The following is a 16951-nucleotide window of genomic DNA, read 5'->3' on the forward strand; positions in this document are numbered from 1 at the left end:
GGCCCCTACCCATAGAGGGGGCGGCGGTGGCGTGCCACGGGGCGCGCCGCGGGATGCTGTCGCAAATGCGATAGCCTGCCTTTCTACGGGCATCGTGCTGCGCGCGCCTTGCTTCTCTCCTCTACGGACCCTCGAAAGAACTCCCTGGTGCAATCGGCAGACGTCTACTTCTATCTCCTGCTCAACGCGGACTCGGCCTGGCCGCTCTGGTCCATCCGGCTCTTCACCTGGATCGGCGACTGGCTGCCCAAGGCCCTGATGGTGCTGCCTGCACTGCTGGCGCTGGCCCTGCCGGCCTGGCGCCGCACGCTGTGGCTGGCCGTGTGCTGCCTGGCCATCACGTGGCTCATGGTGCGGGTGTTCCGCACCTGGCTGCCGATGCCTCGCCCCGACGCCCTGAACCTGGGCATGCAATGGCTGCCGCAGGGTGCGCGGCCGGGCTTTCCGAGCATGCACGCGGCCGGCAGCTTCGGCGTGGCGGTCGTGATGCTGATGTCGCGCGGCGGCCCGCTGGCCTGGGCCTACCTCCTGGCAGCCGCGCTCATCTCGGCCAGCCGCGTCGTGCTGGGGCTGCACTTTCCGCTGGACATCGTGGTGGGTGCGCTGCTGGGCAGCCTGGTCGCGGTGGGCGTGGTGGGCGCAGCGAACCGCGCCGTGCTCGCGGGCCGGGTCCACTCGCTTCGCCGCCTCCGGGCCGCGCGAGGCCGCGGCACGCGAGGCTAGCGCGGCCTCGGGCGGCCTCAGCTGGCCGGTTGCAGGACGATGCGTGCCTCCAGCCCGCTGTCGGCGCCTGGCGGCGGCGAGTACAGCTCGAGCTGCCCGTCGTGCTTGTCGACGATGGTGTGCACGATGGACAGGCCGAGGCCATAGCCCGCGCGCTCGGCGCTGTGGCGCACGTGGCGCTGGTGCAGCGTCTGCAGCTTCTCCGCGCTCACCCCGGGACCGAAGTCACGCACGGCCAGGGTGCAGGGCGGCAGCACCTCCAGCACCACCGGCTTGCCGTTGCCGTAGTGCAGCGCGTTCTCCACCAGGTTGCGCAGCGCGATGGCCAGCGCGTCCACGTCACCCAGTGCGGGCGGCACCTCGACGGGCGGCACGCGCAGGTCCAGGCGGGCCCGGGCCTCGTCCTCGCGCCAGAATTCCTGCGCGACCAGGGCGGCAAGCCGGACCAGGTCCACTGGCTGGCGCGAGAGCGAGGCGCCCGATTCGGCGCGCGAGAGCTGCAGCAGCTTTTCGGTGCGGTGGCTCAGCGTGCGCAGGGCGCTCAATGCCCCCTCCACGTCCTCGCGGCGCAGGCCATGGTCCAGCGCCGTCTGCAGCCGCAGGCGGGCCGAGGCCAGGGGCGTGCGCATCTCGTGCGCCGCGTTGGCCGCCAGTGCGCGCTCCACGTCCAGCGCCTGTGACAGCCGCCCCAGCAGGCGGTTGACGTCGTCCCCCACGGACTGCAGCTCCTGCGGCAGTTCGGGCAGTGCGACGGGGCGCAGGTCGGAGCCCCCGCGCTGCGCGATCTGTTCGGCCAGCCACTGCAGCGCGCGCAGTTCCTTGCGCGCGATGTTGCGCAGCACCAGGGCCAGCAGGGGCAGCCCCGCGGCCAGCGGGATGATCAGGCCCAGCAGCGTGCTGTTGACGGCTTCGCGACGCTCGTCCAGCGGGTCGGCCACCTGCAGGTACAGCGGCCGCGTCGGGTGCTGCACGGTGTAGATGCGCCAGGGGCCCGAGTTCTTGAACCCGGGGCGAAGCGGCACGTCGAAGGCCTTGCCGTCGATGGCGGCGGTGTGCATGAGCACGCGGCCTTCGCCGTTCTTCACCACGAACATCACCACGTCTTCGCTGAACAGCGGGTCGGAGGCCACCAGGGGCTCCACGCCGGGGCGGGCCTGGATCCCGCGGTCGAGGTCGCGCGCGGCGAAGTCGAACAGGCGGTGCGAGATCTCGGCCAGCTCGTTGTCGAAGTTGTGGTTGATCTCGCTGCTTACGTACCACACCACGCCCATTACGCTGAGCAGCCACACGCCGCCCACCCAGATGATCAGCGTGCGCGTCAGGTGACCGGCGAGCGACTCGCGCTTGCGTGCGCCGCTGCGATCACGCGTGCCCTTGTGTTCGCGCGTGGCCTGTGCCACGCCGTCGGCGGCCTCAGTCTTCATCGTCCGAGGGCGAGAGGCGGTAGCCCAGGCCGCGCAGCGTGACGATGTGGCCGCGCCCGAGCTTGCGGCGCAGGCGGCTGATGAACACCTCCAGCGTGTTGCTGTCGGCTTCCTCGTCCCAGCCGTACAGCGCATCCTGCAGCAGGTCGCGGGTGTGGATGCGCTCGGGCCGCGAAGCCATCACGCGCAGCAGCGCCCATTCCTTCTGCGTGAGCGGCACCTGCCTGCCGTCCTTGCGCACCATGTCGCGTGCCAGGTCGATCTCCAGGCTGCCCAGCTGCAGCACCGGCGTGTTGCTGGCGCTGCGCCGGCGCTCCACCGCGCGCAGCCGTGCCAGCAGTTCGCCCGGGTCGTAGGGCTTGATGATGTAGTCGTCGGCGCCGGCATCCAGGCCGCGGATGCGGTCGGTGACCTGGTCGCGCGCAGTGACCACGATGACGATCGGCCGGTCGGCCAGCGCCCGGATGCTGGGCAGCAGCGACAGGCCCTCGCCGTCGCCCAGGTGCAGGTCCAGCAGCACCGCGGCGTACTGCGGGCCCAGCAGCGCGGCGCGCGCATCGCTCAGGCCGGGCGCCACGTCGACCACGAAGGCCTTCGATTCGAGATAGCTGCAGACGGCACTGGCAAGTGCCTCGTCGTCTTCGACCAGCAGGATGCGCAACAGGGGACTCCTTGAGTGGGCGGGGTGATTATGGAAGAGCGCCAGCTTCAGGGTGCGTTCAGGCTGATTCCCTACGCTTGCGTCCCATGCTCAGAATGCCTTTCAGCCGCGCGCTGGGCTGGACTGCCATTGCCTTCTTGCTCCTGCTCGCATGGGACGCAAGCGGCTTCGATCTTCCAGCTGCCAGACTCTTCGCGACCCCCGCGGGCTTCGCGCTGCGCGACAACGCCTTCCTGGTGCAGGTGATGCACGAGGGCGCGAAGACGTTCAGCTGGGTGCTGGTCATCGCCTTGTTCATCAGCGTCGCCCGGCCCGTGGGCTTCTTGCGCGCGCTGGACAGATTCGAGCGCGCGCAACTGGCGCTGAGTATCGTGGCCGGCGTGCTGGTGATCACTCTCATCAAGCACGGCAGCCGCACCAGCTGCCCCTGGGACCTGGACGCCTTCGGCGGCGTCGCGCACTACGTGTCGCACTGGTCGTGGGGGCAGGGCGATGGCGGGCCGGGGCGCTGCTTCCCGGCCGGGCACGCATCGGCGGCCTTCGCATTCCTCGGTGGCTACTTCGTGCTCGCGCGGCGGCTGCCCAAGGTGGGCCGCTGGTGGCTGGCCGGCGCGCTCGCGGGCGGGCTGGCGCTGGGCCTCGTGCAGCAAGCGCGCGGCGCCCACTACATGAGCCACACCCTGTGGACCGGCTGGCTGTGCTGGACCACCGGACTGCTCATCGATGGCGCTTGCCAGTGGTGGCGTGCGCGTGCCGGCCATGCCGCGGCATTGGCCGCGGCCCATTCCTCAAGAACGCTTCTCTAGTCCTTCACGCCCATGGCGCGCAATCTCTCCTGGCCGCTGGCCCTCTCCGGCACGCCCGACACGGGCGCCTCCTCCCTCGCGCAGGTTGCGACGCAACTGGCCGGCAGCCGCTGGCAAGCCGTGCGCGACTGGCTCGCACGACCGCGTTCGGCACGCACCCTGGTCGTCTGGCTCGGCCTGTATCTCACGCTGGCCTGCAACTGGCCGCTGTGGGGAGAGCTGATGCACATCGGCAACGGCCAGGCCGCCGACTACCTGCCGCACGTGGCGCTCATGGCCCTGCTGGTGGCCTGCGGGAGCATCGCGATGCTGTCGCTGAGCGCGTGGTCGCGCTGGATGAAGCCGCTGTGGATGGCCGTGGTGCTGGTGGCCGCCGTGTCGCAGCACTACATGGCCACCTATGGCGTGGTGATGGATCCGACCATGATGGCCAACGCCACGCAGACCGACATGAGCGAGGTGCGCGACCTGCTCAATTGGCGGCTGCTGTTCAACGTGCTGCTGGTTTCCGCGCTGCCGATGGTGGTGATCTGGCATGCGCGCCTGCGGCGCGAGCGCCTCCTGTCACAGGTCTGGCGCAACGCGGTGCTGCTGCTGGCCGTGGCGGCAGTGGCTCTGGGCGCCGCGCTGGCCATGAACCGCGAACTCGCACCGCTCATGCGCAACCACACCAAGCTGCGCTACATGACCAACCCGCTGGCGCCCGTCTACTCGGCGGTGATGACCGGAAAGCGCGTCATCTTCAAGCACCAGCGCAAGCTGATCCCGGTGTCCGGCGGCGCCGCACTGGGGGCAAGCTATGCGGACCAGGCGAAGCCGCCGCTGTTCGTGGTGGTGGTGGGCGAGACCGCGCGTGCCGACCACTTCGCGCTCAACGGCTACGAGCGCGACACCACGCCCCAGCTGGCCGCACGCAAGGTGCTGAGCTGGAAGAACGTGCACTCCTGCGGCACCAGCACGCTGGCCTCGGTGCCCTGCATGTTCTCGCCGCTGGGCAAGGCCGGCTACGAGTCGGCAAGCGACGACTACGAGAACCTCGCCGACGTGCTGCAGGCCGCAGGCCTGGCCGTGTTCTGGCTGGACAACCAGCCTGGCGGCTGCAAGGGCGTGTGCGACCGCGTTCCCCATGCCTCGGCCTTCGCCGACCTCGATTCCGTGACCAAGACAGCCCTGTGCCCCGGTGGCGACGAGTGCCTGGACGAAGTGATGCTGCGCGGCCTGGATGCCCGCATCGAGGCACTGCCGGCCGAGCGCCGCGCCCGCGGCGTGGTGCTGCTGATGCACCAGATGGGCAGCCATGGCCCGGCCTATTACCAACGCTCCTCACGCAGCACCAAGCGCTTCATGCCGGAGTGCAAGGTGAACGTGCTGTCGGACTGCAGCCACGACGAACTGCTCAACGCCTTCGACAACTCCATCGCCTACACCGACGACTTCCTGGGCAAGACCATCGACTGGCTCAAGGCCCGCTCGGACCGTTACGACACCGCCATGCTCTACCTGAGCGACCACGGCGAGTCGCTGGGCGAGTTCGGCCTGTTCCTGCACGGCATGCCCTACGGCGTGGCGCCCGAGGTGCAGAAGCACGTGCCGTGGGTGATGTGGTTCAGCGACGGCATGCGCGAGCGTGAGAAGCTCTCGCGCAACTGCCTGGAGGGCGAGCTGGACAAGCCGCTGACCCACGACAACCTCTATCACACCGTGCTGGGCACGATGGACGTGCAGTCGCCCACCTACAAGCCCGGCCTGGATGCACTGGGCGAGTGCCGGGGCGATGCGCTGGCCGGCAAGCCTTCACCGAAGGTGACGCGAGCCCTCGGCTAGCACGCGCATCGCGCTGTTTCATGAACCGCCTGTTCCACTTCGATGCGTGGATGTTCGGACTCGTCAACGCGGGTGCCGGCACGCCGATGTGGCGCATCCACGCCGCCACCTTCGTCTCCGACTTCCTGCCCGCCTGCCTGCTGCTGGCGCTGGCCCTGCTGGCACTGGTGCAGCCGGAGCGCCGGCGCACGCTGTGGATGGCGCTGCTGAGCCTTTGCATCACCTGGCTGGTGGTTCGCTTGGTGCGTGAGCAATGGCCGCTGCCCCGGCCGGCGGCGCTGGAACTGGGCATCCAGTGGGTGGTGCACAACGCTCGTGGCGGTTTTCCCAGCCTGCATGCCAGTGGCGCGTTCGCGGTGGCGATGGTGCTGCTGTTCGAGCGCCGCGACCGCTGGGCAGCACTCTTCGTGTCTGCGGCCGCGGCCATCGCCTGGAGCCGTGTGTACCTGGGGCTGCACTTCCCGACCGACGTGCTGACCGGCGCGGCGCTCGGCAGCCTGGTGGCGCTGATGGTGCTGCGCGTTTCCGATCGCCGCCGCCCGCCGGCGCGCCGCGCCCGGCGCGCGCTGCCCTAGGCCTTCTTCTCGCGCGGCAGGCGCCCCATCAGGTAGAACTCGTCGTTGGGCTGCATGCCGCTGAAGCTGGCCATGCGGTTGGACAGGCCGAAGAAGGCGGTGATGGCCGCGATGTCCCAGATGTCCTCGTCCGAGAAGCCGTGGGCATGCAAGGGCGGGAAGTCGGCGTTGTCGATCTCGTGCGAACGCTCGCACACCTTCATGGCGAACTCGAGCATGGCCTTCTGCCGCATCGAGATGTCGGCCTTGCGCCAGTTCACCGCCACCTGGTCGGCCACCATCGGCTTCTTCTCGTAGATGCGCAGCAGCGCGCCGTGCGCCACCACGCAGTACAGGCACTGGTTGGCGGCGCTGGTGACGGTGACGATCATCTCGCGATCGCCCTTGGTGAGCGAGCCTTCTTCCTTGAGCATGAGCGCGTCGTGGTACGCGAAGAAGGCGCGCCACTCGGCCGGCCGCCGAGCCAGTGCGAGGAAGACGTTGGGCACGAAGCCGGCTTTTTCCTGCACCTCCAGGATCTTGTCGCGGATGTCCTCGGGCAGGTGGGCCAGTTCGGCCATGGGGTAGCGGCTGCTGACGGGGGTCATGGGCTTGTCTCCTGATTCGTCTTGGATGCGGGCAGGAGGGCCGCCGCAGGGGCGGCCTCCAGGGTGTCGTTCTCGCTCTCGTCCTTGAGCGCCACGCCGCTGAGCGCGCGGCGCAGCGACTCGCGCATCAGCCAGGCCAGCCTGGCCGCCGCGGCCGCCGGCACCAGGCCTTCGTTGCGCACGTTGGAGATGCAGTTGCGTTCCGCATCCGTGCGTCCGCGCCGCGGGCCGAAGGTGAGGTACAGGCCCAGGCTGTCGGGCGAGCTGAGGCCCGGCCGTTCGCCGATGAGCATGACCGAAAGGCGGGCACCCAGGCGCTCGCCGATGTCGTCGGCCAGCGCGACGCGGGCCTGGCTGGCGAGGACCAGCGGGCCGTAGCGCCAATCCGATGGCAGCAGGGGCTTGAGCGCAGCCAGCAGGGGCGCGGCATGGCGCTCGACCGCCAGGGCCGAGAGCCCGTCGCCCACCACGATGCACACCTCGCAGCCGCCGGGCACCGGCTGCAGCCGCTGCGCATCCGCTTCGTCGAGCAGGCGCCCCAGGTCGGGCCGTCGCAGGTAGGTGATGCGGTCGCTTGCCTGGCTCTTCACGCGCAGCGTGTCCCAGCCCTGGGCCTGCAAGGCGCCCTCCAGCGCGTCGAGGTCGGGCTGGGCGTGGATGGCATCGCGCGCGCTGGCGTGCGCCCAGCCGAAGCGCAGCAGTTCGGCGGTGGGCGCGGCGTCGCCCACGCGGCCGAGGCCGATGCGCGCCGGCGTGCTGCGACGCCAGTGTTCCCAGGCATCGGGCGTGTCGGTCGTGCTGGGCGGCTGGCTCATTGGCGTACCTTCGTGCTTCGCAGCGCAGTGAGAGCTTGCGCGGTGCGGCCCGGCGCTGTGTTCATTCGCGCACCTTCGTGCTGCGCACTGCGGTGCCAGCTTGCTTGGGTCGGTCCGGCTGCGCTCATGCGCTCAGGGCCGCCAGGGCGTCCATGCCGGCCAGGCGCGGCGTGGCGCCGGCTTCGAGCAGGTGGCCGCCCGCGTCGGTGATCTGCATGCGCTGCAGCCAGTCCTCGAACTCGGGCGCGCGCTTCAGGCCCAGGGTGCGGCGCAGGAAGAGGGCGTCGTGGAAGGAGGTGCTCTGGTAGTTCAGCATCACGTCGTCGGCGCCCGGCACGCCCATGAGGAAGTTGAGGCCCGCGCTGCCCAGCAGCACCAGCAGGTTGTCCATGTCGTCCTGGTCCGCCTCGGCATGGTTGGTGTAGCAGATGTCGCAGCCCATGGGCAGGCCCAGCAGCTTGGCGCAGAAGTGGTCCTCCAGCCCGGCGCGGATGATCTGCTTGCCGTCGTAGAGGTACTCGGGCCCGATGAAGCCCACCACCGTGTTCACCAGCAGCGGCTGGTAGCGGCGCGCCAGGCCGTAGGCGCGCGCTTCGCAGGTCTGCTGGTCCACGCCGAAGTTGGCGTTGGCCGACAGGGCGCTGCCCTGGCCCGTCTCGAAGTACATGAGGTTGCGGCCCACCGTGCCGCGCGAGAGCGACTGCGCGGCGTCGTGCGCCTCGTGCAGCAGCTCGGGCGTGATGCCGAAGGAGCGGTTGGTGGCCTCGGTACCGCCGATGGACTGGAACACCAGGTCCACCGGCACGCCCTGCTCGATGAGCTGCAGGGTGTTGGTCACGTGGGTGAGCACGCAGGATTGGGTGGGAATGGCAAAGCGCTGGATGACCTCGTCCATCATGCGCGTGAGCCGGCCCAGCGCGTGGATGCTGTCGGTGACGGGGTTCACGCCGATGACTGCGTCGCCCGCGCCCATCAGCAGGCCGTCGAGCATCGAGGCGGCGATGCCGCGCAGGTCGTCGGTGGGATGGTTGGGCTGCAGCCGCACCGCGATGCGGCCCGGCAGCCCCAGCGTGTTGCGGAAGCGGCTGACCACGCGGCACTTGCGGGCCACCGCGATCAGGTCCTGGTTGCGCATGAGCTTGGAGACTGCCGCCGACATCTCGGGCGTGAGGCCCGGCGCCAGTGCGGCCAGGGTCTCGGAATCGGCCGCCTCGGACAGCAGCCAGTCGCGCAGGCCACCCACCGTGAGGTGCGCGACCGGCGCGAAGGCGGCCGCGTCGTGGGTGTCGATGATCAGACGCGTGATGTTGTCGCTCTCGTAGGGCACCAGCGCCTCGTCGAGGAACTGCGAGAGCGGCACGTCGGCCAGCACGTGGCGCGCCGCCATGCGCTGCTGCGCGCTGGCGGCGGCCACGCCGGCCAGCTCGTCGCCGGAACGCGGCGGGCTGGCCATGGCCATGACCTGGCGCAGGTCGTCGAAGGAGAAGCTCTCCGTGCCGATTCGGGTGCGATAGCGCATCGGACAATAATGAACTGCTTCCCACCAACGCCAAAGGACCTGTTGTGAGATCCCTACTGATTGCCACTGTCATTGCCGGTGCATTGCCCTTCGCCGCCTGGGCCCAGGGCAGCGCCCCGGAGAAGACGTCGAGCGGCCTGATCTTCCAGACGACCAAGGAAGGCACGGGTCCGTCGCCGACGGCCAACGACACGGTGCGGGTGCACTACCGCGGCACCTTCCCCGACAGCGGCAAGGAGTTCGACAGCTCCTACTCGCGCGGCGAGCCGGCCGAGTTTCCGCTGCGCCGCGTCATTCCCTGCTGGACCGAGGGCGTGCAGAAGATGAAGGTGGGCGGCAAGGCCAAGCTCACCTGCCCGGCGGCCATCGCCTACGGCGCGGCCGGGGCGCCGCCTGCCGTGCCGCCCAACGCCACGCTGGTGTTCGAGGTCGAGCTGCTGGCCATCAAGGGCCGCTGATCTTCTTCAATCCGCCGCGGCCCAGCGGCTTTCCGACAGCATGATCTGGTGATGGCCGCAGCCGGCCGGGATCATCGGGAAGCAGTTCTCCTGCGGCAGCACCGCCACGTCGAGCACGAAGGGGCCGGGCGAGGACAGGCAGGCGTCCAGCGCGCCGTCCAGCTCGCCCGGGTGCTCGACCCGCCCGGCTGACCAGCCGAAGGCCCGCGCCAGCGCCACGAAGTCGGGCAGGGCCTCGGTGTAGCTGTGGCTGTAGCGGCCGCCGTGGTGCAGCTGCTGCCACTGGCGCACCATGCCCATGCAGCCGTTGTTGGAGATGATCAGCTTCACCGGGCAGCGATGCTGCGCCGCGGTCGACAGCTCCTGGATGTTCATCAGCACCGAGGCGTCGCCGCTCACGCACAGCACCAGCCTGTCCGGATGCGCGACCTGTGCGCCGATGGCCGCCGGCAGCCCGTAGCCCATGGTGCCCGCGCCGCCCGAGGTGAGCCAGCGGCGTGGCCGCTCGAACTTCAGGTGCTGCGCGGCCCACATCTGGTGCTGGCCCACGTCGGTGGCGACGATGGCGTCCTGGCCCTCGACCTGCCGCGCGATGGCGCTCATGAGCTGCTGCGGAAGGATCACGTCCTCGCGCGGCGTGAAGGACAGCGAGCGCTGGTCCCGCCATGTCCCGATGCGTTGCCACCAGTCGTGGGTGCGCTGGCGGGTCACCGCCTCATTCTCATCGGGCAACGCCTGCAGCAGGGCTTCCAGCAGTTCGGTGGCGTTGCCGGTGAAGGGCAGGTCGGCCTTCACCACCTTGTTGATGGAAGTCGGGTCGATGTCCAGGTGGATCACCTTCGCCTGCGGGCAGAAATCCTGCAGCCGCGCGGTGACGCGGTCGTCGAAGCGCGCACCCACGCACACCACCAGGTCGCTGTGGTGCATGGCCAGGTTGGCCTCCAGCGTGCCGTGCATGCCCAGCATGCCCAGGTACAGCGGATGCGATGCGGGAAAGGCGCCCAGGCCCATCAGCGTGAGGGTGCAGGGGCTGTGCAACTGCTCTGCCAGTTTTCCGAAAAGCTCGCAGGCCCTTTCTCCGGCGTTGACGAGCCCGCCGCCTCCATAGAGCACCGGCCTTTGCGATTCGCGCATCAACGCGGCCGCTTCCCGCAGGCGCTTGGGAGGCGGCAGCGCCGGCGCGGCTTTCGCGCAGGGCGCGGCCGGCCCAGGGGCGGCCTGCGCAAGCACTTCCTCCTTCTGCACGTCCTTGGGCAGGTCGATCAACACCGGCCCCGGCCGGCCTTCGGTGGCCACGCGCAGGGCGCGCCGGGTGACGTCCGCGACCCCGGCCGCACGGCGCACCTGCACGTTCCACTTGGTCACCGGGCGCGAGATGCCCATTGCGTCGCATTCCTGGAAGGCGTCGGTGCCGATGGCGGCGCGCGCCACCTGGCCGCTGACGCACAGCACCGGGATCGAGTCGCTCATCGCATCGAGCAACCCCGAGATGGTGTTGGCCACGCCCGGCCCCGAAGTGACGAAGACCACGCCCACGCGGCCGGTGGAGCGCGCGTAGCCCTCGGCCGCATGGACCGCGGCCTGCTCGTGGCGCACCAGCACGTGGCGGATGCGTGGCTGCGCGTGCAGCGCGTCGTACAGAGGCAGCACCGCGCCGCCGGGGTAGCCGAAGACCGTGTCCACGCCCTGTTCGATGAGGGCTTCGAGCAGGGCGCTCGCGCCGGTGGCTGGCGTCGTGGCGGGATGGGGATTCGAAGCTTGCGTAGGGGCCAGGGCGGAAGTCATGGCCAAGGATCGTATTCAATGAAGCACGGAAAGTGCTTCATAATCTTCCAATCGTGGTGCCTCTGACTTGAAGAATATTCCGTAAATGGCCAAAACGAAGGAAAACAATTACGATTCGATCGACCTGGCGCTGCTGCGCGAGCTGCTCAAGGATTCACGCCGCAGCTTGCAGGAGATCGGCCAGCAGGTCGGCCTGTCCTCCACCGCCTGCTGGAACCGCATCAAGCAGCTGGAGAGCGCGGGCGTCATCGAGGGCTACACCGTCAAGGTGGACCTGGAGCGGCTGGGCTTCCAGAACAGCGTGATCGTGCAGGTCAACCTGGAAAGCCACAGCGACGAGACGCTCTACGAATTCGGCCGCGTGCTGCAGACCATTCCCGAGGTGCTGGAGGCGCACCTCATCTCCGGCGACTACGACTACCTGATCCGCATCGCGGTGAAGGACACGCGCGACTACGAGCGCCTCTTGCGCGAGAAGCTCTACAAGATCCCCGGCATCCGGCACAGCAAGTCCAGCTTCGTGCTGCGCACGCTGAAGAAGTCGGACACGCCGCTGATCTAGCGGCAATCTTCAGTCGCGTCGGATCGCGACCTTGAGCGGCAGCGGCTCGATGGCCGCCTGCAGCGCCTTGTGCAGCGCATCGGCGCGCTCGCCGCCCAGCGAGGTGGCATCGATGCGCACCACCACGCCCTCGGGCTCGCTGGCGCGCACCTGCGGCGCCAGCGCCTCGCCGAGCTTCATCTCGCCGGCCACCTTCGCGACCAGCGCCTGCACCACGGCCTGCGCGGCCATGAGCCGCAGTTCGGGCTTGTAGACCTTGCCGACGTTGGTCATCGGGATCTTGTCGAGGATCACCACCGACTTGGGCCGCGCGGGCGCCTCGTCCACGCCGCGAGCAGCGAAGTCCAGCAGTTCGCCTTCATCCACCGAGACGCCGGGCAGCAGGCTCACATAGGCCACCGGCAGCTCGCCGGCATAGGCATCGGGCGCGCCCACCGCTGCGCAGATCTGCACGGCGGGATGGGCCGAGAGCGCGTCCTCGATGGTCTTGGGGTCGATGTTGTGGCCGCTGCGGATGATCAGGTCCTTGGCGCGGCCGCTCAGGTTCAGGCGCTCGTCGGCGTCGATGAAGCCCAGGTCGCCGGTGATGAGCCAGCCGTCCTCGGTGAAGGCGCCCTCGTTGTCCTTGGGATTCAGGTAGCCCGAGAACAGGTTGGGCGACTTGAACAGCACCATGCCGGCTTCGCCACGCGGCATCTCGCGCTGCGAGGGCTTGCCGCTGGCGTCCAGCGCCACGATGCGCAGTTGCGAATAGGGCAGCCGGAAGCCCACGCAGCCGGCCGGCCCCACCACGCCCGGCGGCGTGATGGTGGAGATGCCGGCCATCTCGGTCATGCCCAGGCTTTCGTGCACGTGGACGCCGAAGAGCCGCTCGAAGCGCGCCGCCAGCTCGGGCGAGAGCACCGATGCGCCGGTGCGGCAGAAGCGCACCGAGGAGATGTCGGCGCCGTCCAGCGGGACGGTGCACAGTGCTGCCAGCACCGTGGGCACGGCGGAAACGGAGGTGGCTCGATACGCCTGCACCAGGCGCCAGTAGTTGGCCAGCACCTCGCGGTTGCGCATCAGCGAGGGCGTTGGGATGACCGTCTCGGCACCGGCAGACAGCGAGGTGAGCGCCGCCGGCAGCACGCCTGCGACGTGGAAGAGCGGATAGCCGTTGATGCCCAGGTCCGTCGGCCCGATGGCCTGCAGCTGCGTGCTGGCCCAGGCGGTGAAGACCTGCGCCCCGTGGCTGTGGCGCGCGAGCTTGGGCGCGCCGGTGGTGCCACCGGTGTGGAAGTAGGCGGCGATGTCGGTGGGCTGGATGCGCCGGCCGCTCACCAGGCGGTCGTCGGCTTCGCCCGCGCGCTCGGCATTGAAGTCCAGCACGCCGGCGGGCAGGTCGACGGGCGGCGTGGCCTCGTCATGCGGCGCCACGCGCAGCAGGTACTTGAGCGTGGGCACGTCGCCGCGGATGCGCAGGGCCTTGGACCACATGCCCGATTCCTCGTCCGATCCGTAGGCGATCAGCACGCGCGCCCCGGCGGTGCGCATCAGCGAGACGAGCTTCTCGTCGGTGAGCAGCGGATTGAGCGGCTGCACGATAGCGGCTGCCTCGCCGCCCCAAAGGGCCAGGTGGTAGTCCAGGCAGCCGGGCAGCAGCACCGCCACCGCGTCGCTGGGCTGCACGCCCAGGCGGTGCAGCAGGTTCGCGGTCTGGTGGATGCCCTGGAGCAGCTTCGCGTAGCTCCAGCGGATCGGTTCGTCCTCGGGCTTGCCGGTGCGCAGGAAAGTCAGCGCGGTCTTGTCGCCGAAGGCCCGCGCCGAGTTGCGGAAGATCTCGTAGGTGCTGGCCACCGGCAGCGCCTCTGCGATGGGCGTGCGCTCCAGCCGCTGCACGTCCTCGATGCTGCGGATGGGAAAGGCGGCTGCGAAAGGCGCGGCGAAGCCGTCGTGGGCGGCAGCGGTCATGGCGGTCTCCTGGACGAGGCGGGCGACGAGGAACGGCGGCTCAGTCGAGGCTGGCGCCGGTGTCTTTCACCACACGTTGCCACACCGGCAGCTCGCGTGCATAGAGGGCGGCGAACTGCTCGGGCCCGTAGGCGGTGGGTTCGCTGCCCAGCAGCGCGAGCATGCGCGTGCGCACCTCCGGCAATTCGCAGGCCTTGCGGATCTCCTCGGCCAGCTTGTCGATGACCGGCTTGGGCGTGGCGGCGGGCGCGGCCACGGCGGCCCAGCCGGTGATGCGGAAAATGTCGTCCTTCCAGCCCTGCTCCAGCAGGGTAGGCGAATTGGGCAGGGCGCCGCTGCGCTTCTCGCCGGTGACGCCCACGATCTTCAGCTTGCCTGCCTCGGCGAAGGTCTTGGCCTGCAGCGTGCTGGCAAAGGCCATCTGGATCTGGCCGCCGACCAGGTCCTGCAGCATCGGCGCCTCGCCCTTGTAGGCCACGTGCGTCATGTCGGCGCCGAACTTCTGGCTCATCTCGGCCAGCGAGAGGTGGCCGGCCGAGCCCACGCCCCACGAACCGTAGGAGATCTTGCCCTTGTTGGCGCTGATGTACTTCGCCAGCTCGACGGCGTTGCTGGCCGGCAGGCTGGGATGCACCAGCAGCGCGATGGGCGCGTTCACCACATGGCTGACCAGCGCGAGGTCCTTCTGCGGGTTGTAGGGCAGCTTCTTGTAGAGGAACTGGTTGATCAGCAGCGAGGTGCTCAGCGAGAACACCACCGTGTGCCCGTCGGCCGGTGCCCGGGCGACGAAGTCGGTGCCCAGGATGCCCGAGGCGCCGGGCTTGTTGTCCACCAGCACCGGCTGGCCCAGCTGGACGCGCAGCTTGTCGGCGATCAGGCGCGCCGCGCCGTCGGTCGCGCCGCCGGCGGGGAAGGGCACGACCATCGTGATCGGCTTGCTGGGAAAGCCGGCGGCGTTGGCGCCCTGCGCATGCGCGTCGCGCGTGGCGGCGGCGACAGCGGTCGAGGCGAGGGCGAGGCCCAGAAAATCGCGGCGGCGGACGGTGGCAGCTTGCAAACGAGTCTCCTGAAATTTGTATGTGACGGCGGATCGGGGCGTCCGTTGCGGCGCCAGCCTGAATTCTTGATTCGGCGGGCCTTCTTGACAATCAGAAGGCTGGTTGACAGACTGTCAAAAACTATTTGACACCCCGCAGTCCGTGGAGCCCGGCGCACTCACCCTCCTGGTCGACATCATCGACGCCGGCAACCTCAGCGAAGCCGCGCGCCGCCTGAAGATGACCCGGGCCAACGTCAGCTACCACCTGGGCCAGCTGGAGCGTGCCGTGGGCCTGCAACTGGTGCGCCGCACCACCCGCCGCCTGGAGCCCACCGAGGCCGGCCTGCGCCTGTACCAGCATGGCCTGGGCATCCAGAACGAGCTGGCCGCCGCGCGCGAGTCGGTCACCGCCCTGGGCCAGACCCTGCAGGGGAGGGTGCGCCTGAACGCGCCCAGCGGCTACGGGCAGGTGGTGCTGGCACCCTGGCTCATCGAGTTCAAGCTGCGCTATCCCGGCATCGTGCTGGACGTGATGTTCGAGAACCGGGTGGAAGACCTGCTGAGCGACGAGGTGGACATCGCCATCCGCATCATGTCCGAGCCGCCGCCGCACCTGGTGGCGCGCGAGATGGGGCCGGTGCGATACGTCGCCTGCGCCTCGCGTGCCTTTGCGGACCAGCACGCCATGCCGACGCAGGTGGAAGACCTGCGCAGCATGCCGCTCTTGACCTCCGGCGTGGTCAGCCGGCAGTTGCGCCTCTCGGCCTACCGCGACGAGCAGCGCCAGGTGCTGATGCTGGAGCCCACGCTGACCTCGGAGAACTTCAACTTTTTGCGCCAGGCGGTGCTGGCCGGCATCGGCGTGGGCATCGTGCCCGACTACGTGATGGCCGACGACGTGGCCTGCGGCGACGCCGTCACCGTGCTGGACGACTGGCGCCTGAGCATCTTCGGTGACCGCATGTTCATGCTGTACATGCCCAACCGGCATCACACGCGGGCGACGGCGACCTTCATCGAGCACGTGCTGGCGCGGGCGAGGGCGGCGCCCGCCTAGTGGTCGGTGTCGAGCTTCACCACGCGGGCAGCATCGGCGGACACGGATGCATCCGGGCCATCGCGATGGCGTCGACGTATTGGCCGTTGCGCAAGGCGTATGCGAGATGCCGGCCTTCGTGCATGAAGCCCAGGCGCGAGTAGAGCGCGATCGCCCGTTCGTTGTCGGCATTGACCGTGAGCTCGATTCGAAGCACCGCGCCCCATCCGTCGGCCCAGCGCAGCAGGCGCTCCATCAACGCGCGGCCCAACCCTTGGCCTTGATGCGACGAGGCGATCGCGATGCCCAGGCCGCGCACGTGCTGCCTTCGAATACTGTTCTGCGTCTTGTGCAGTCCCGCATGAGCGACGACTCGGTCGCCATCGAGGGCGACCAGGCGGCAGATTTGCGCATCCGTGACCCTCAGCGTCTCAATGCGCGAAGCCACTGGCACGTCTGGCATCTGAAGCAACTGTTCGAAGACGCCGCTACTGCCCATCAATTCAGAAATGCGTTCCGCGTCCGCCGGTTCGGCGCTGCGGATGACGATCGAATCGCCCATTGCCTGTCCTCCCTTTTTTGGAAGGATCGTAACCGCTCAGGAAGAGCGAACTTCAACCCGCGATCAGCTTCTGCACCAGCTCCGCCGTCGTCGCCGCCGCGTACTTGCGCATCAGCCGCGCGCGGTGGATCTCCACCGTGCGGTGGCTGATGGCCAGGGCCTTGCCGATCTCCTTCGACGTGAGGCCGCGCATCACCTGCGCCGCCACTTCGCGCTCGCGCGGCGTGAGCTGCTCCTTGCCCGTCAGGCGGCGGGCGCCCAGGTCCTCGAAGGTCCAGATGCCGGCCTCGTGCGGGGCCTCCCGGTTCATGGCGCGGCCGGTGACGTGGCACCAGAAGGATTCACCCGCGTTGCCGCCGCCCACGCGCTTCATCATCCGGTTGTCGGCGTAGTGGCCGCTGGCGTTGAGGATGGGCTCCATGCGCTTGCCGATGCGCTCGAACTCGGCAACGCTGGGGTAAAGCACGCTGAAGGATTGCCCCACCAGCGCCTCGGCCGGCGAGCCGAACATCTCGCACAACTCCTCGTTGCATGCGACGATGGCGCGGTTGCGCGAAACGACCATCCCCACCGGCGCATGTTCGAAGGCCAGCCTGTAATCGATCTGCTGCAGCATCGGGTCTCA

17 protein-coding genes are annotated in these 16951 nt (G+C 69.2%); 7 read left to right on the top strand and 10 right to left on the bottom strand.

Features of this window, described 5'->3' with window-relative positions; all coding sequences use genetic code 11:
- Nucleotides 1–147 precede the first annotated feature (147 nt).
- On the top strand, nt 148–723 hold the full coding sequence (locus BM345_RS26920; RefSeq protein WP_093386158.1) for a phosphatase PAP2 family protein: 576 nt from the start codon (nt 148–150) through the stop codon (nt 721–723).
- Nucleotides 724–740: 17 nt separating this feature from the next.
- Here BM345_RS26920 and BM345_RS26925 read toward each other — a convergent pair whose 3' ends face one another.
- Nucleotides 741–2147: a sensor histidine kinase gene (locus tag BM345_RS26925; protein WP_093386161.1), complete on the bottom strand. Its 1407-nt coding sequence runs from the start codon at nt 2145–2147 to the stop codon at nt 741–743.
- Nucleotides 2137–2808: a response regulator transcription factor gene (locus BM345_RS26930; protein WP_093386163.1), complete on the bottom strand. Its 672-nt coding sequence runs from the start codon at nt 2806–2808 to the stop codon at nt 2137–2139. The genes BM345_RS26925 and BM345_RS26930 overlap by 11 nt, the downstream gene beginning before the upstream one ends.
- 86 nt (nt 2809–2894) lie before the next feature.
- On the opposite strand from BM345_RS26930, the gene BM345_RS26935 reads away from it, so the two are divergent.
- From BM345_RS26935 to BM345_RS26945, 3 genes are read left to right on the top strand one after another with little or no spacing between them, the layout of a single operon-like run.
- Nucleotides 2895–3614: a phosphatase PAP2 family protein gene (locus tag BM345_RS26935; protein ID WP_093386165.1), complete on the top strand. Its 720-nt coding sequence runs from the start codon at nt 2895–2897 to the stop codon at nt 3612–3614.
- A 12-nt stretch (nt 3615–3626) separates the two neighbouring features.
- The gene (locus BM345_RS26940) at nt 3627–5438 is read left to right on the top strand and encodes a phosphoethanolamine transferase (protein WP_093386167.1); all 1812 of its coding nucleotides are present in this window, start codon (nt 3627–3629) and stop codon (nt 5436–5438) included.
- 20 nt (nt 5439–5458) lie between these two features.
- Nucleotides 5459–6013 (top strand): phosphatase PAP2 family protein, encoded by a 555-nt coding sequence (locus tag BM345_RS26945; RefSeq protein WP_093386170.1) that lies wholly within the window; start codon nt 5459–5461, stop codon nt 6011–6013.
- Here the strand turns inward: BM345_RS26945 and BM345_RS26950 are convergent.
- From BM345_RS26950 to BM345_RS26960, 3 genes are all read right to left on the bottom strand, one after another.
- A complete protein-coding gene (locus BM345_RS26950; RefSeq protein ID WP_093386172.1) occupies nt 6010–6600 on the bottom strand; it encodes a peroxidase-related enzyme in 591 nt (196 codons plus the stop codon). The genes BM345_RS26945 and BM345_RS26950 overlap by 4 nt on opposite strands.
- Entirely contained in the window at nt 6597–7415 is an 819-nt protein-coding gene (gene eutC / locus BM345_RS26955; RefSeq protein ID WP_093386175.1) for an ethanolamine ammonia-lyase subunit EutC, read from the bottom strand. The genes BM345_RS26950 and eutC overlap by 4 nt, the downstream gene beginning before the upstream one ends.
- Nucleotides 7416–7539: 124 nt before the next feature.
- A complete protein-coding gene (locus BM345_RS26960; protein ID WP_093386177.1) occupies nt 7540–8934 on the bottom strand; it encodes an ethanolamine ammonia-lyase subunit EutB in 1395 nt (464 codons plus the stop codon).
- 44 nt (nt 8935–8978) lie between these two features.
- Between BM345_RS26960 and BM345_RS26965 the strand changes: the two genes are divergently transcribed.
- Nucleotides 8979–9392 carry an FKBP-type peptidyl-prolyl cis-trans isomerase gene (locus BM345_RS26965; RefSeq protein WP_093386180.1) on the top strand — a complete coding sequence of 138 codons (414 nt, stop codon included), beginning with the start codon at nt 8979–8981 and terminating at the stop codon, nt 9390–9392.
- Between the two features lie 6 nt (nt 9393–9398).
- On the opposite strand, the gene ilvB is transcribed toward BM345_RS26965, so the two are convergent.
- Nucleotides 9399–11177 carry a biosynthetic-type acetolactate synthase large subunit gene (gene ilvB / locus BM345_RS26970; protein WP_093386249.1) on the bottom strand — a complete coding sequence of 593 codons (1779 nt, stop codon included), beginning with the start codon at nt 11175–11177 and terminating at the stop codon, nt 9399–9401.
- 85 nt (nt 11178–11262) lie between these two features.
- Here ilvB and BM345_RS26975 point away from each other — a divergent pair, with 85 nt between their 5' ends.
- Nucleotides 11263–11739, top strand: a complete 477-nt coding sequence (locus tag BM345_RS26975; protein ID WP_175545164.1) for an Lrp/AsnC family transcriptional regulator — start codon at nt 11263–11265, stop codon at nt 11737–11739.
- Between the two features lie 9 nt (nt 11740–11748).
- Here BM345_RS26975 and BM345_RS26980 read toward each other — a convergent pair whose 3' ends face one another.
- Both BM345_RS26980 and BM345_RS26985 read right to left on the bottom strand, forming a co-directional pair.
- Nucleotides 11749–13689: an acyl-CoA synthetase gene (locus BM345_RS26980; protein WP_093386182.1), complete on the bottom strand. Its 1941-nt coding sequence runs from the start codon at nt 13687–13689 to the stop codon at nt 11749–11751.
- Nucleotides 13690–13729: 40 nt separating this feature from the next.
- The gene (locus tag BM345_RS26985; protein ID WP_093386185.1) at nt 13730–14746 is read right to left on the bottom strand and encodes a Bug family tripartite tricarboxylate transporter substrate binding protein; all 1017 of its coding nucleotides are present in this window, start codon (nt 14744–14746) and stop codon (nt 13730–13732) included.
- A 142-nt stretch (nt 14747–14888) separates the two neighbouring features.
- Between BM345_RS26985 and BM345_RS26990 the strand changes: the two genes are divergently transcribed.
- Nucleotides 14889–15785, top strand: coding sequence for a LysR family transcriptional regulator (locus BM345_RS26990; RefSeq protein WP_093386188.1), 897 nt, complete (start codon nt 14889–14891; stop codon nt 15783–15785).
- 16 nt (nt 15786–15801) lie between these two features.
- On the opposite strand, the gene BM345_RS26995 is transcribed toward BM345_RS26990, so the two are convergent.
- Nucleotides 15802–16326, bottom strand: a complete 525-nt coding sequence (locus BM345_RS26995) for a GNAT family N-acetyltransferase (protein WP_093386190.1) — start codon at nt 16324–16326, stop codon at nt 15802–15804.
- Nucleotides 16327–16378: 52 nt separating this feature from the next.
- Entirely contained in the window at nt 16379–16939 is a 561-nt protein-coding gene (locus tag BM345_RS27000) for a LuxR C-terminal-related transcriptional regulator (RefSeq protein WP_093386254.1), read from the bottom strand.
- Nucleotides 16940–16951: the final 12 nt, after the last annotated feature.

This window comes from Variovorax sp. OV329, from assembly GCF_900114785.1.
Classification (GTDB): Bacteria; Pseudomonadota; Gammaproteobacteria; order Burkholderiales; family Burkholderiaceae_C; genus Variovorax.

Coding starts and splice junctions, on each gene's coding strand:
- BM345_RS26925 (WP_093386161.1), bottom strand. CDS start 2,147: ATGAAGACTGAGGCCGCCGACGGCGTGGCACAGGCCACGCGCGAACAC.
- BM345_RS26940 (WP_093386167.1), top strand. CDS start 3,627: ATGGCGCGCAATCTCTCCTGGCCGCTGGCCCTCTCCGGCACGCCCGAC.
- BM345_RS26995 (WP_093386190.1), bottom strand. CDS start 16,326: ATGGGCGATTCGATCGTCATCCGCAGCGCCGAACCGGCGGACGCGGAA.
- eutC (WP_093386175.1), bottom strand. CDS start 7,415: ATGAGCCAGCCGCCCAGCACGACCGACACGCCCGATGCCTGGGAACAC.
- BM345_RS26950 (WP_093386172.1), bottom strand. CDS start 6,600: ATGACCCCCGTCAGCAGCCGCTACCCCATGGCCGAACTGGCCCACCTG.
- BM345_RS26935 (WP_093386165.1), top strand. CDS start 2,895: ATGCTCAGAATGCCTTTCAGCCGCGCGCTGGGCTGGACTGCCATTGCC.
- ilvB (WP_093386249.1), bottom strand. CDS start 11,177: ATGACTTCCGCCCTGGCCCCTACGCAAGCTTCGAATCCCCATCCCGCC.
- BM345_RS26945 (WP_093386170.1), top strand. CDS start 5,459: ATGAACCGCCTGTTCCACTTCGATGCGTGGATGTTCGGACTCGTCAAC.
- BM345_RS26975 (WP_175545164.1), top strand. CDS start 11,263: ATGGCCAAAACGAAGGAAAACAATTACGATTCGATCGACCTGGCGCTG.
- BM345_RS26980 (WP_093386182.1), bottom strand. CDS start 13,689: ATGACCGCTGCCGCCCACGACGGCTTCGCCGCGCCTTTCGCAGCCGCC.
- BM345_RS26960 (WP_093386177.1), bottom strand. CDS start 8,934: ATGCGCTATCGCACCCGAATCGGCACGGAGAGCTTCTCCTTCGACGAC.